The sequence below is a fragment of the Elusimicrobiota bacterium genome (assembly GCA_026388095.1).
In the GTDB taxonomy this organism is placed as follows: domain Bacteria; phylum Elusimicrobiota; class Elusimicrobia; order UBA1565; family UBA9628; genus UBA9628.
Window position 1 is genome coordinate 48,871 of sequence record JAPLKL010000036.1, and the last position, 12,021, is coordinate 60,891.

Genomic DNA, 12,021 nt, shown 5'->3' on the forward strand with positions numbered 1-12,021 from the left:
GATCCTCATGTCTTGTTGACCTGGCGGGCCCGGGCGATGGCCAGGATCCCGTCAGGGACGTCCTCCGTTATGGTGGAGCCGGCCCCGATCTTGGCGCCCCGCCCCACCTTGACCGGGGCCACCAGGTTGACGTTGGAGCCGATGAAAGCCTTGGCCCCGATCACGGTCCTGTGCTTGGTCTTGCCGTCGTAGTTGCAGGTGATGGTCCCGGCCCCCACGTTGACGTCCTCCATGATGTCGGCGTCGCCGATGTAGCTCAGGTGCGGGACCTTGGAGCCGAAGCCCACGTGCGAGTTCTTGATCTCGGAGAAATTCCCGACCTTGGCCCGCGGCCCGAGGACCGAGTCCGGCCGGATGTTGGAGAACGGGCCGATCGTGCATTTTTCGAGGACCCGGCACCCCACCAGGTGCGAGAGGCGGACCTCGCACTCGTTGCCGATCTGGGCGTCCTGCAGGTAGCAGAAGGGCCCGATGCGGCACTGCTTGCCGATCTTGGTCTTGCCGCGCAGGATGGTGAAAGGCTCTACCACCGTGTCCTGGCCGACCTCCACGTCCGCGTCGATGTGGGTGGAGGCCGGATCGCAGACCGTCACCCCGGAAAGCATGAGGCGGTCGAGCATGCGCCGGTTGATGACCCGCTCGGAGGCCGCGAGCTGGACCCGGGAGTTGACGCCCAGGATCTCCTCGGGATTGCCGCTGAGATAGGCGTTGATCTTGCCGCCCTTGGAGCGCACCAGCTCCATGATATCGGTGAGGAACTGCTCCCGTTTGGGGCCCTTGGGCCCCAGCTCCTTGAGGCCCTGGGTCAGAGGCTCCACCTCGAAGCAGTAGGCCCCGGAGTTGACCTCGTTGATGCCCAATTCCTTGGGCGTGGCCACCGCGTCCTCCACGATGCGCAGGACCTCGCCCATGGGACTGCGCACGATGCGGCCGTAGCCCTTGGGATTGGACAGCTTGGCCGTCAGGAGCGTAGCCTGCCCCTTCTGCTCCTCGTGGCTCGTGGTCAGGCCGTAGATGCTCTCGTAGGTCAACAGCGGCGTGTCGCCGCAAAGCACGACCGCGGTCTTGAACTTTCTGAGGAACGGGACCGATTCCAGCACCGCGTTGCCCGAGCCCAGCATCTCCTTCTGGGTGATGAAGACGATGGGGCGGGAGATGGCGCTGTCCTTGACCAGCTCGGCTACGGCCGCCTTCACCTTGTCGGCCTCATGGCCGACCACGATGCCGATGGCCGCGGGCTTGAGCGCGTTGGCCAGACGCAGGATGTAGAAGATCATGGGCTTGCCGCCCACGCCGTGCAGGACCTTGGGCAGCGACGACTCCATGCGCGTCCCTTGGCCCGCGGCCAGGATCAGCACGCCCAGAGACTTGCCGCCCTTCCGTTGTCCATTCACTATGGGACTCTTCATGGTCATAATCATTCGCGGTCTCTTGAACCCAGATTGTCGCAGACGCCGTAAATCTCCCAGGCCTGGACTCGAACCAGGAATAGCGGATTCAAAGTCCGCTGTGTTACCATTACACCACCTGGGATACGGAAAATCGGGGTCACGGCTCTTCGTGGGACGCGGCTTTGACGGGCTGCGCGCTGGGAGCTCTCTTGAGCTCCTCCCGGTAGGAGGCCATGACCCGATCCTCGAGCCGCTTGCGGAAATCCATGTTGATGGGATGGGCGACGTCCTTGTAGGTGCCGTCGGGCATCTTGCGCGAAGGCATGCAGAGGATGAGGCCCTTGGTGCCCTCGATGATCTTCATGCTGCGCACCACGAAGCAGTTGTCGAAGGTGACCGTGGCGAAGGCCTTCAACTTGTCTTCGTTGCGTAGATGGACGCGGATTTCCGTTATTTCCAATGTTGTCAACCGGCGCAGCTGGTCAGGAAACCCTTCCAGGGATAGCCCCGCAACCGCTCCAGGGCAGCCTCCCCTTCCGAATGCGAAGCGACGAACCCGAAGACCGACGAACCCGAACCCGACATGCGCGCCCCTCTGACTCCCAGTTGCAGAAGCACCCGCCGGGCCGCCTCGACCTGCGCCAAGACGGGAAGCTCCGCGCTCTCCAATCTATTGAACATCAGGCCCTCCCATTCCTCGACGGGACGGCCGCGCTGCAGACTGCGTATCAGTCTATCAAGCTGGGAAAGCCGTGTCAACACGACGGACCGGGGCGGTGGCGGCATCGGAAGAGCCTTATAGGCCGCCACCGTGGAGACGTGAAGACCCGGGTAGACGAGGACCATATAGGGGAGGGACTTGGCGATGCGCACAGGCTTGAGCCGGTCCCCGATGCCCTGGCCCAGGCAGAAGGGCGCCGGGTGCAGGAAGAAGGGCACGTCCGCGCCCAGGCCCGCGGCCAAACGGCGGAGGACGGCCTTGCGCCTGGCGTCGAGCCGCAGGTCGAAGATCTTGGCCAAGCCCAGGAGGGTCCCGGCCGCGTCCGAGGAGCCCCCTCCGAGGCCGGCGCCCATGGGGATGCGCTTGGTCAGCCGCAGGCGCGCCCCGCCGTCCACGCGGAAGGCCTTGATGAAGGCCTCGGCCGCCCGGAAGACCAGGTTGTCGGGGCCTGCCGACAAGGAGTCCTCGGAGACGATCTCGAGGGTGACGCCCTTGGGAACGGTCTCCAACTCCAGCACGTCGTAGAGGTTGATCTTGGCGAAGAGCGTGGCGAGGCGGTGATAGCCGTCGGGTCTGCGGCCCGTCACCTCCAGGAAGAGGTTGACCTTGGCCGGGCACTGGACCTTGATCATCTCTTCTGAGTCCCGGGCTCTGGCAGGAATTCGATCTTGGGCTGGTCCAATTTGATGGTCAGGGCATAGCCGAGCCCGGCCACGGATATCGTCCTGGGGACCAGATGGCCGGCGACCTTGGCGAAATCGCCGAAGCCCACCGCCGCCTGCCCGGCGGGCGGCGTCAGCGCCGCCAGGCGCATGCCCTTCGCGTCGAGGTCCAGGCGGCGGTCCGCGGCCTTCAGCCAGCCCCGGCGCCACCAGCGCTTCTCGTAGCGCGCCGGCCTCACAATGAAGAGGTCGCCCGAGAGGTATTCGCGCAAGGCGGCGAAGACCTGATCGACGGCCTGCCGGATGAGGTCGGGGTCCACGCCTTCGACGCGGATGGCGTCCATGGAGAAGCCCTCGGGCCCCAGGCGGACCCGGAACAGCGGGGTGAACAGCGGCCCCAGCAGGTCCAAAGAGAGCTCTTTGGGCCCCCGGAAGGTGAGCATGCCGTCGTAGGCGAAGCGGCGGCCCAGGGCCTCGGCCTCCACCCGGCAGACGGCGCTGAGCTTGACGGCGCGGCCGTGCACGGCCGCGAGGTCCTCGAGGTAGAGCTCTCCGAGGTCCTCGGGCGAGAAGCGCCTCTGCAAAGAAGCCGCTTTGCGGCCGGCGGCGCTGGGGCCTTCGGCCAAAGCCTCGGCGCGCTTCCACGCCAGCCAAGCCGAATCCGGCTCGCCGGCGGCGGATGAGGCGTCTCCCAGATGGTCCCACACCGTGGAGTCCTCAGGGCCGCGCGCCGCGGCCGAGCGGAGCTCGGAGACGGCTTCGGTGGAACGGCCCTGCTTGTGCAGGACCCAGCCCAGCGAATCGAGGTAGGCGGCGTTGGTCGGGGCCAGGCGCACGGCCTCGCGGATGAGCCGCTCGGCTTCAGCCAGCTTGAGGCCGCGGTCGGCCAAGGAATAGCCCAGGTAGTTGAGGGCCGAGGCGTCATCGGGCTGGTCCGCCAGCAGCCGCCGGAACTCCTTCTCCGCCTCAGCCATGCGGTTGAGCTTCTCCAGAATGGTGCCGAGCTGGAAGCGGGCCTCGCGCCAGCCGGGCTTGAGCTCCAGGACTTGGCGCAGGAGCGCGACCGACTTCCCGCTCTCTTTGACGTCGTCGTAGCCCAAGGCCAGGAAGTAGGCGATCTGGTCGTTGCCGGGCCAGCGCCCGTGGGCGGCCTCCAATGTGCGCACCGCGTCGGTCAGCCGGCCTGCCTGCGTGGCGTAGTAGCTCAGGCGCAGGTTGAGGGCCGGGTCCTCGCCGAGCGCCGCGCTGGTCTTCAGGTCGTCCAGCGCGCGAGCCCAGTCCCCCTCCTTCTCCGCGTCGACGGCCAGCCACTGGCACGAGAAGGCATCCGAGGGCTGCAGGCGATGCGCGGCCTCGAAGCGGGAGCGCGCGCCTGCGCTGTCGCCCTTGGCGGCCAAGAGCTCGCCGACATGGTCGATGAGCGGGACATTGGCCGGGTCGAGCTCGAGGATCAGCTGATACTCGGCCAAAGCGGCGTCGGTGGAGGCGGAAGTCTCGTAGGCCTGGGCCAAGGCGTAGTGCAGGGGCAAGGAGTCGGGCTCCAGGGCCAGGCCGGCCTGCAGCTGTCTGATGGAGGCGGGCAGGCGGCCCGCGTCGAACTCCAGCTTGGCGAGCTGGTAATGGGCCTCGCTGGCTTCGTCTGGGTTCTCCGCGATGGTGCGCTCCAGGAGCTTGCGCGCCTGGTCCGGGGACTTCTGCGCCAGGAGGCTGCCCAGCGCGAGGATGGATTCGGAGGAATGCGGGTCGAGCTTCAGGGCGTCCTCGAAAGCGGCCTGGGCCTCGGCCGGGGCGTCCCGAGCCCAGAGCACGCGCCCCATGATGAAATGGGAGGGGGCGGTGCCGGAGCTGATATCGAGCAAGCGCTGGGCCAGGGCCAGGGCTTTGTCCGTGTCTCCCATCTCGAGGGCGAGTTCGGCGGCCTCGCGGCAGATGTAGGCGGAGCGGGGGTCGATGGTGAGGGCGGCCTCGAAGGCCTTGAGCGCGCCGGGGTAGTCGCCCCGATGCTCGAGCAGCGACCCTTGCAGGAATTGCTTCTGGGCCGCCTTATGAACGTCAGCCGTAGGAGCGGCCAGGCCCGGCCGGCCGCAGATCAGGCCGAACAAGACGGCGGCGCAGAATCGTTTCAAGCGAGGATGAGGTCCATTAGGATGGCGTCGGAGCGGTCATTATAGAACTTCGGGCGGCGGCCAACAACTTGGAAGCCGGCCCGGCGGTAGAGGCGCAGAGCGGTCTCGTTGGCGGCGCTGACTTCGAGGGTGATCCTGGCGCAGCCCCAGGCGCGCGCGGTCTGGGCGGCGCAGGCGAGCAAGGCCCGGCCGAGGCCGCGGCCCTGGTCTTGCGGCCGCACCGCGATGTCGACGAGCTGTGCCTCGGGCGGGACTTTGCGCAGCACGAGATAGCCCCGGGCCTCGGCATCAGCGACGACGGCGAAGAGGCCGCGGCCGGAGCCGAGCTCCTCCTCATACTGCGCCCGGCTCCAGCGGGCGGAGAATGGGGTGCTCTGCGCGATGGCGCAGACGGCGTCGAGGTCAGCCGGCTGCGCCGGCCTTGTGCTTGAGTTCATAAGAGGCCGGCTTGAGGTAGAGGGGCTCGAAGCGGGGCCGGCGTTTGCGGCGCAAGAGGCGCTCGGCGCAGGGCAGGAGGTCCTGGGCGCGCACAGCGGTTTGCGCAAGCACCGCGCCGCGGGAAGCCATCTCGGCTTTGGCCTGGGACCATTCCTGGGCGCTGGCCCAGACCGGCGCAGCGGCGGGCCGAGCCCTCCGGAAGAGTTGGTAGAACATCTCGTCGCGCCAGCCGGGCAGGACGGCGCAGACGAGCCGGCCGGGGGTCTTGGCCGCGAGGGCCTCGAACCGCGAGACGGCGAGGGCCGGTATGCCCAGGCGCCGGGCCAGGACCGCGGCGAAGGACATGCCGATGCGGATGCCGGTGAAGCGTCCGGGGCCGCTGGCCGCGACGACGGCGTCGAGGTCCTTCCAGGCCAGACCAGCCTTCTTCAAGAGCCGCTGCGCCTGGGGCAGGAGGGTCTCGTCGTTGGGAGCGGCGAGCTCGCGGGAGAAAGAGAAGAGCCTGCCTTCGGTCTGCAGGGCCAGGCTGAGCTCGGCCCCGGTGGTGTCGATGGCGAAGAGGTTCAATTGAGCCCCAGCCGGCGGATGATCCGGCGCGAACGCGGCCCCTTGCCCACGAAGCGCAGCCGGCGGCCGCGCCTGAGATGCGAGAGGCGGACTTCCAGGCGGTCCTTGGGATAATAGGCTTCGCCGGCCCGGGGCCATTCCACGACGCAGATGCCGCGGGGGTCGGAGGTGAACTCCTCGAGGCCGATGTCGCGGGTCTCCTCCGGGCCGACCCGGTAGAGGTCCACGTGGTAGATGAGCCAGCGGGGGCTGCGGTAGATGCGGGCCAAAGCGAAGGTGGGGCTGGCCACGCGGCTGCGCGAGCCCGCGCCCTGGGCCAGGCCCCTGGTGAAGGTGGTCTTGCCGCTGCCCAGGTCGCCGTCCAGGCAGACCACGTCGAAGCCTTTGAGGAGCCGGCCCAAGCGGCGGCCGAGGCTCAAGGTCTGCTCTTCGCTCCGGCTCGTCACGACCATGCACTCATTATGCCAAATAACGCTATAATGCAGCTCCCGGGAGCTTTGAGCTCCAACGGAATAGGAGGACTCGAATGAAGAAGATGCATCTCGTCGGACTCGCGGCGCTCGCCGCGCTGCTAGCCTCCGCGGTCGCGTTCGCGGAAGACCAGGCCAAGCCCGCCGCCGCCCCGCAGCAGGAGCAGGCCGCCGGCGCGCCCAAGCACGCCAAGGGCAAGAAGATGTGCGCTGAGTGCCAAGCCTTCCACAAGCAGATGAAGGCGGACAGCGAGGCCTTCCAAGCGACCCTCAAGGACATGAAGCCGGCGGAGCGTAAGGCCGCCAAGGCGGAGTTCAAGAAGCAGCAGGCGGCCAAGAAAGAGGAGTACAAGAAGAATCACAAGTGCACCTGCAAAGCCTCTGCCAAAGCCCCCGCCGCGGAACAGAAGGCCGAAGAGCCGAAGAAGTAGCTCGGCCCCATAGCCCCATCACCGCCTGGGCCGGTCGGCCCAGGCGGTGCCCCTCGGCTCGCGCCACACTATGGGGATATGTGGCGCATCGTCTCAGTTGCCGGCCTGCTCTGTCTCCCTGCGCTGGCCTGCGCGGGGCAAGCTCCCAGCTTCGAAGATTCGGTAGCCGAGGCCTCGGCTCAGCTGCACGCGGGATTCCAGGCTGCGCGGCAAGACCAGCCGAGGCCGGCGCCGCCCCCTGCCGAGCGCTGCCGCCCGGAGAACGAGGGCGAGCCCAAGCTCTATGCCTCGGATTTCCACTGGTCCTATAGCCTCCCGGAGATGATCCAGCGCTCCGCCGAGGTCTACGCCTCCGACAAGCGGCTGCCCAGGCGGGCCTATTGGAACGAGCGGGCCCAGCGCTTCGAGTTGCCCCAGGATGCCGGCCGCGGCGGCCCCGTGGTCCTGCCCGAGTCCTACATCCGGAGCGTCGCCCGCCACATCGAGGCGGCCTTCGCGCAGGATTATATAGACGCCGTGTTCTTCCCGGACATGGGGCACTCGCACCTGCTCATACCCGAGGCGCTCTGGGAATCGAAGTACGACCTGTATCCGGCCGAGCGCTTCTCGCAGATGTACACGGACATGTTCTTGGACCCCGGCGTGGAGACCTTCTACCACACGGCCGAGCAGCTCAAGACCCGGGAACCGGACGGCAGCCTCGTCGCGGACCCCCGGACGCAGCGGCGCTACCGCACCCGCAACATAGCAGGGCCGAATTCCCCAGCCGCGGAGCTGCGGGTCCTGCAGAACCCGGACAGCAGCGCCAACACGGTAGGCGAGGTCCCGGGCTTCCATTGGTGGGGCGCGGGGTTCAACATCAGCGCCAACCGGAACGGCTGCTTCTCCTACACGGCGCAGGGCAGGACCTTCTTCTTCGACATGAGCCTCTACGACCTCGAGCCCCCGCCCGGAGCGGGCGGCTCGGACTACTGAGCCCTGCGGTCAGCATCTCCTAGAACCGCGCGAGGACGCCGTGCAACGAAGCGTCCCATCTCGCCTTCAGAACCCACAGGGAGCAGCTCAGCCAATAGATCCATTCGCGCGGCTGGATGGGCTGGGCGTCTCTTAGAAGACGCATCGTCAATCTGATCATGGATTCGCGCTGGTTCTCGAGCGGCCATCCCTTTATAGTACGGATTCGTTAAGACTTTGTTGCAGAGGGCCGGGGCTCGGGGTTTCCACTAGACGATTTTCAGCCCCCCCCCGATGGCTGGAAAGCGCTCCGCGCACAATACTATTGCCGTTGATCGGCATTCTCTCATAAAGGAGGCGGCCATGGAGCAGGATCGGGGGCTCAAGCAGATGGAGAGCGCGCTGTCCTTGGCGGGCGACCACGTGAGCGTGCTGGTCAGCAAGCTGGAATCCCTTCTGGGCCGCGCCAACCGCATCAGCCGCCAGACGGAGAACAGCCCGAAAGCCCAGATCACGGACACCATGTTCGGCTACGACCTGCAGAATTTCCGGCGCGACGTGCGCACCCTGGCCGTCGAGATGGCGGGACTCTCCACCATCCTGGGGACCATCGAACGGTCCGCGCGCGGCTCCGATGCGGACTTGCTCCGAGCTCAGACCGTGCTGCGGCTCGCCGGCCGGCTGCAGAACTACACCAGGACGCTCCAGGAGCATTCCCTGCAGGCGCATCAGTGCATCCGCGCCTGCGAGCACAAGGTCGAAGCCTGGTACCTGGTCCAGGAGGTCGAAGCCCTGTTGTCCACGACCCAACCCCTGGCCGGAATCGCCAACAAGGTCGTCGTGGCGGTGAGCAGCCTCGCCGAGAACGGGAGGACCTCCTGCCCCAGCCCCGCGCCCGCGCCCGCGCCCGCGCCGAAGGCTCGGGCGTCCGTGCCCATGCGGTTCGTGCCCATGCGGCCCTTGGCCTGGACCGCTCCGGAACCTGCCAAAGGCTGAACCCGGGGCGTGGCTCCATTGCTCCACCAGTGCCGTCCCTTTGTAGTATCCTAGCTGGGATGGGACTGAGGAAGCAGAAGGCCCTCATCCTTGCGCTCGTTCTCGGCGGCGCGCTGTACGTCGCGATCGTCGCCGCGGCGGCCAAGCTGCTCGTCAACCTGGGGCTCAAGCTGTACCTAGGCGTGATCAGGGTCCCGTTTTCTTTCGCGCTGCGGCTCGTCTGGGCTGACGGGAAGACCTATATCTTCCTGGCGCTCGCGCTGGCGGCCGCCGCGGGCTACGGCCTGCTCAGACGCCGTCTCGCTGCGGAGATCGGAGGGCCGAGATGGCTGCGCTGGTGCCTGCCCGCGGCCACCGTGCTCGCGGTCATGGCCGGGGCTCCCCGAGCCTGGAGGGGGCCCGGCCATGCCGAGACGAACCGCTACGCCTTCTACACGCCTTTCGGCCTGAGCCGCGGCCCTTACGTCATCCCGAGCGGCAAGCCCGGCATCCCCGACTCGGTCATCCAGACCAATTCGTTCGGGTACCGGGACAAGGAGTGGAGCGCGCGACCGCGGCCCGGGGTCAGGCGAGCGATCGTGGTCGGCGACTCCAACGTGTGGGGCTACGGCATCCCGACCGAGGATGGCATGCTCCATCGCAAGCTCGAGCTAGAGCTCGACGCCCTGGACTCCAGGAAGTGGGAGGTCCTCGACATCGCCAACACCCCCGCGGCGCTCTGGTACTATGTCCATGCGCTCATCGCCGCGGGCCAGGACGTCCATCCCGACCTCTACGTCATGAGCTTCCTGGGGTACTATGACCTGGAGCCATGGGAGGTGCAAAGGGTCAAGTTCGGGCTGCCCCAACGTCTGGTGGACGCCCTGGACGAATGCGGCGTCTCCCGGGACCTCATGCGCATGGGCGTGTCTTTGGGGGGCAGATACAGCCGCCGCCATGCGCTGGACGCCGACACCCTCGCGGACCTGCAGGCCATCTTCTCCCAGCTCGTCGCGTTCATCGATGAGACCAAGGGCCAGCTGGTCATATGGGAAGCCCTGGGCAGAAACCCGTTCTTCGATAAGTACCGCGGCCATCCCCGGGTCACCTTCCTGGGCTGGAGCGACGTGCCGGAACTGCCCGAAGACCTGCGCCGGCTCGCGAGCTCCGACCGCGTGTCTTGGCAATCGGATGAGACCCTGTCCTACCGAGGAGACGGCCACCCGACGCCGAAGGCCAACGGCCTGATCGCCCGGGCCATCGCGCACGGCTTCTTCTCTCGGATGAGAGAACGGAGAAGCCTGACACCGGCTAGGAGAGTTCCTTGAAGGCGGCGGGCAGGTGCGAGAGGACGTCCTGGGCGGTCATGGCATAACCGGTCTTCTCGGCCTCGGCCAGCTCCCCGGCCCGGCCGTGCAGCCAAGCCCCCAGAGCCGCGGCCCAGAAAGCCAGGTCCCCGCGCCCCCGCCCCGAGGCCAGCATCTGCCCCCAGAGCCCGGCGATGAGCCCCGTGAGCACGTCCCCGGTGCCGCCCTTGGCCAGGCCCGGACAGCCCGTCGGATTGACCGCCGTGCGCGAGCCGCTCGAAATCAAGGTCCCGCGCCCCTTCAAAAGCGCCACCCCGTTCCACTCCCGAGCCAACCGCTCCGCGCAAGCCATCCGATCTTCCTTGACGCGCTTGGCGTCCGACCCCAGGCAGCGCGCCATCTCCCCCGGATGCGGCGTGAAGATGCAGGGCAGCTTGCGGCCCTTCATCAGCTGGCGCACCCCCGAAGCTTCCTGGGCGGCCAATATGTTCAAGGCGTCCGCGTCCACCACGGCAGGCAAAGGCAAGGCGCTCAAGGCCAGCAGCACGAACTTGGCCGTGTCCGAGTTCTGGGAAAGCCCCGGCCCGATGGCCAGCACCGAATACTCGGACTCCCGGTGCGCGCCGCGCAAGCGCGAGACCCCCTCCGGCCGCAGACAGCCGGTGGCGTTCTCGGGCAGGCCGATGGTGAGCGCCTCCGGAGCCTGCGCGGCCACGAGGCTCTGGATGCCGGTCGGGACCGCGGCCGTCACCAGGCCCGCGCCCGAGCGCAGGGCCGCCCGCGCCGCCAGGACCGCGGCCCCGGACATGTTGCGCGAGCCGGCCACGAGCAGCACATGACCGAAGACCCCCTTGTGGTCCGCGGGCTCGCGCCGGACCAAGGCCTCGCGCAGCTCGGACTTGGAAAGAGCCTTCATGCCTTATCCTCCTTGAGCGCCACGGCCACGGCATAGTCCTCGCCGTGCGACAAAGAAAGCTTCAGGCCGGCCGCCCGCTTGCCCCTGATGAGCACGCTCGGCTTGCCGCGGCTGTCGCGCTCGACCGAGATGTCCTTCAAGGCGATGCGCTCCTGGCCCAAGGCCTTCCAGACCGCCTCCTTGGCCGCGAAGCGCACGGCGTAGTGCGGCCAAGGGTCCTTATGCTCGCGGCAGTAGGCGATCTCGCCCTTGGTGAACACCCGGGCCAGGAAACCAGGCGTGCGCCGGATCACCCGGCGGATGCGGTGCACCTCGACGATGTCGAGCCCGATCTCCATCTAGGGCGTCCCCAAGTAGCGCAGGCTCCCGGACGGCTCGACGACCGCGAGCATCTTCAGGCAGTGCCCGCCCCGGCCCGATGTGCGGGGGACATCCTTCTCGTTGGACCAGCCCACCGGCTGGGACGGTCGTCCTTCCAGGTATGAGACCCCGGGATCCGGATGGTCCACGCACCAGACCACCGGCTTGCCCGCGAACTCCTGGGGGCTGGCCGCGACCTGCTCATAGGAAAGAGCGAGCTTGTAGGCCAGCGCCTCCTGGGGAGAAAGAGCCTTCACCTCCTCGCGCCGGGAGCGCGCCAAGTCGAAGCGGCCGGCCAGCCAGACAAAAACAGGCTCCCAGGGCAGCAGCGCGATCAGGATGCCCACGAGTACTCCCAGCACGAAGGACCGCGTCCCCACGTGCTGAGGCCGGGAGAAGTGCGACCAGGACGGCAGGTTACTCGACGGTGACACTCTTGGCCAGGTTCCTCGGCTGGTCCACGTCGCAGCCGCGCAGGTCCGCGATGTGATAGGCGAACAGCTGCAGGGGCACGACGTTGACGATCGGCGAGAGCAGCTCCGGCGCCGGCGGCAGCTTGATCTGATAGTCGGCGCCGGGCAGGGGCGGCGCGCCCTCCGTCACCAAGGCGATCACCTGCGCCCCACGGGCCTTGGCCTCCTGGCAGTTGGACGCCATCTTGTCGTAGGTCGCCGCGCGCGTGGCGATGGCCACGATGGAGACC

Annotated in this window: 15 protein-coding genes and 1 tRNA gene; 4 read left to right on the plus strand and 12 right to left on the minus strand. The window is 67.7% G+C overall.

What is annotated here, in order from left to right; translation table 11 throughout:
* Nucleotides 1-5 precede the first annotated feature (5 nt).
* The 8 genes from glmU to tsaE all read right to left on the minus strand — a co-directional run bounded on the left by glmU (nt 6) and on the right by tsaE (nt 6,357).
* Complete coding sequence (gene glmU / locus NTY77_08230) at nt 6-1,394, minus strand: bifunctional UDP-N-acetylglucosamine diphosphorylase/glucosamine-1-phosphate N-acetyltransferase GlmU (GenBank protein MCX5795464.1); 1,389 nt, start codon at nt 1,392-1,394, stop codon at nt 6-8.
* A gap of 68 nt (nt 1,395-1,462) precedes the next feature.
* Nucleotides 1,463-1,533, minus strand: a tRNA-Gln gene (locus NTY77_08235).
* A 15-nt stretch (nt 1,534-1,548) separates the two neighbouring features.
* Nucleotides 1,549-1,851: a septation regulator SpoVG gene (gene spoVG, locus NTY77_08240; GenBank protein ID MCX5795465.1), complete on the minus strand. Its 303-nt coding sequence runs from the start codon at nt 1,849-1,851 to the stop codon at nt 1,549-1,551.
* 5 nt (nt 1,852-1,856) lie between these two features.
* Nucleotides 1,857-2,744: a 4-(cytidine 5'-diphospho)-2-C-methyl-D-erythritol kinase gene (ispE, locus tag NTY77_08245; GenBank protein ID MCX5795466.1), complete on the minus strand. Its 888-nt coding sequence runs from the start codon at nt 2,742-2,744 to the stop codon at nt 1,857-1,859.
* Complete coding sequence (locus tag NTY77_08250) at nt 2,741-4,900, minus strand: tetratricopeptide repeat protein (protein ID MCX5795467.1); 2,160 nt, start codon at nt 4,898-4,900, stop codon at nt 2,741-2,743. The genes ispE and NTY77_08250 overlap by 4 nt, the downstream gene beginning before the upstream one ends.
* Entirely contained in the window at nt 4,897-5,337 is a 441-nt protein-coding gene (gene rimI / locus NTY77_08255) for a ribosomal protein S18-alanine N-acetyltransferase (GenBank protein ID MCX5795468.1), read from the minus strand. The genes NTY77_08250 and rimI overlap by 4 nt, the downstream gene beginning before the upstream one ends.
* A complete protein-coding gene (gene tsaB, locus NTY77_08260; GenBank protein ID MCX5795469.1) occupies nt 5,303-5,905 on the minus strand; it encodes a tRNA (adenosine(37)-N6)-threonylcarbamoyltransferase complex dimerization subunit type 1 TsaB in 603 nt (200 codons plus the stop codon). Before tsaB ends, rimI begins: the two co-directional genes overlap by 35 nt.
* Nucleotides 5,902-6,357, minus strand: a complete 456-nt coding sequence (tsaE, locus tag NTY77_08265) for a tRNA (adenosine(37)-N6)-threonylcarbamoyltransferase complex ATPase subunit type 1 TsaE (protein MCX5795470.1) — start codon at nt 6,355-6,357, stop codon at nt 5,902-5,904. The genes tsaB and tsaE overlap by 4 nt, the downstream gene beginning before the upstream one ends.
* A 74-nt stretch (nt 6,358-6,431) precedes the next feature.
* Here tsaE and NTY77_08270 point away from each other — a divergent pair, with 74 nt between their 5' ends.
* The 4 genes from NTY77_08270 (at nt 6,432) to NTY77_08285 (ending at nt 10,063) form a co-directional block, all read left to right on the plus strand.
* On the plus strand, nt 6,432-6,806 hold the full coding sequence (locus tag NTY77_08270; protein ID MCX5795471.1) for a hypothetical protein: 375 nt from the start codon (nt 6,432-6,434) through the stop codon (nt 6,804-6,806).
* Nucleotides 6,807-6,884: 78 nt separating this feature from the next.
* Nucleotides 6,885-7,781: a hypothetical protein gene (locus tag NTY77_08275; GenBank protein ID MCX5795472.1), complete on the plus strand. Its 897-nt coding sequence runs from the start codon at nt 6,885-6,887 to the stop codon at nt 7,779-7,781.
* A 342-nt stretch (nt 7,782-8,123) separates the two neighbouring features.
* Nucleotides 8,124-8,756: a hypothetical protein gene (locus tag NTY77_08280; protein MCX5795473.1), complete on the plus strand. Its 633-nt coding sequence runs from the start codon at nt 8,124-8,126 to the stop codon at nt 8,754-8,756.
* Between the two features lie 59 nt (nt 8,757-8,815).
* Nucleotides 8,816-10,063 carry a hypothetical protein gene (locus NTY77_08285; protein MCX5795474.1) on the plus strand — a complete coding sequence of 416 codons (1,248 nt, stop codon included), beginning with the start codon at nt 8,816-8,818 and terminating at the stop codon, nt 10,061-10,063.
* On the opposite strand, the gene NTY77_08290 is transcribed toward NTY77_08285, so the two are convergent.
* The 4 genes from NTY77_08290 to NTY77_08305 all read right to left on the minus strand — a co-directional run.
* A complete protein-coding gene (locus NTY77_08290) occupies nt 10,047-10,958 on the minus strand; it encodes an NAD(P)H-hydrate dehydratase (protein MCX5795475.1) in 912 nt (303 codons plus the stop codon). The genes NTY77_08285 and NTY77_08290 overlap by 17 nt on opposite strands.
* Entirely contained in the window at nt 10,955-11,296 is a 342-nt protein-coding gene (gene acpS, locus NTY77_08295; protein MCX5795476.1) for a holo-ACP synthase, read from the minus strand. Before acpS ends, NTY77_08290 begins: the two co-directional genes overlap by 4 nt.
* Nucleotides 11,297-11,752, minus strand: a complete 456-nt coding sequence (locus NTY77_08300) for a hypothetical protein (GenBank protein ID MCX5795477.1) — start codon at nt 11,750-11,752, stop codon at nt 11,297-11,299. It abuts the gene before it with no gap.
* The coding region (locus NTY77_08305; protein ID MCX5795478.1) for an SIS domain-containing protein at nt 11,736-12,021 on the minus strand (286 nt) is incomplete at its 5' end. The genes NTY77_08300 and NTY77_08305, both read right to left, overlap by 17 nt.

What these genes read in the sequence shown, in the direction of transcription:
- ispE (MCX5795466.1), bottom strand. Translation starts at nt 2,744, where the DNA reads ATGATCAAGGTCCAGTGCCCGGCCAAGGTCAACCTCTTCCTGGAGGTG.
- rimI (MCX5795468.1), bottom strand. Translation starts at nt 5,337, where the DNA reads ATGAACTCAAGCACAAGGCCGGCGCAGCCGGCTGACCTCGACGCCGTC.
- tsaE (MCX5795470.1), bottom strand. Translation starts at nt 6,357, where the DNA reads ATGGTCGTGACGAGCCGGAGCGAAGAGCAGACCTTGAGCCTCGGCCGC.
- NTY77_08270 (MCX5795471.1), top strand. Translation starts at nt 6,432, where the DNA reads ATGAAGAAGATGCATCTCGTCGGACTCGCGGCGCTCGCCGCGCTGCTA.
- NTY77_08275 (MCX5795472.1), top strand. Translation starts at nt 6,885, where the DNA reads ATGTGGCGCATCGTCTCAGTTGCCGGCCTGCTCTGTCTCCCTGCGCTG.
- NTY77_08280 (MCX5795473.1), top strand. Translation starts at nt 8,124, where the DNA reads ATGGAGCAGGATCGGGGGCTCAAGCAGATGGAGAGCGCGCTGTCCTTG.
- NTY77_08285 (MCX5795474.1), top strand. Translation starts at nt 8,816, where the DNA reads ATGGGACTGAGGAAGCAGAAGGCCCTCATCCTTGCGCTCGTTCTCGGC.
- NTY77_08290 (MCX5795475.1), bottom strand. Translation starts at nt 10,958, where the DNA reads ATGAAGGCTCTTTCCAAGTCCGAGCTGCGCGAGGCCTTGGTCCGGCGC.
- acpS (MCX5795476.1), bottom strand. Translation starts at nt 11,296, where the DNA reads ATGGAGATCGGGCTCGACATCGTCGAGGTGCACCGCATCCGCCGGGTG.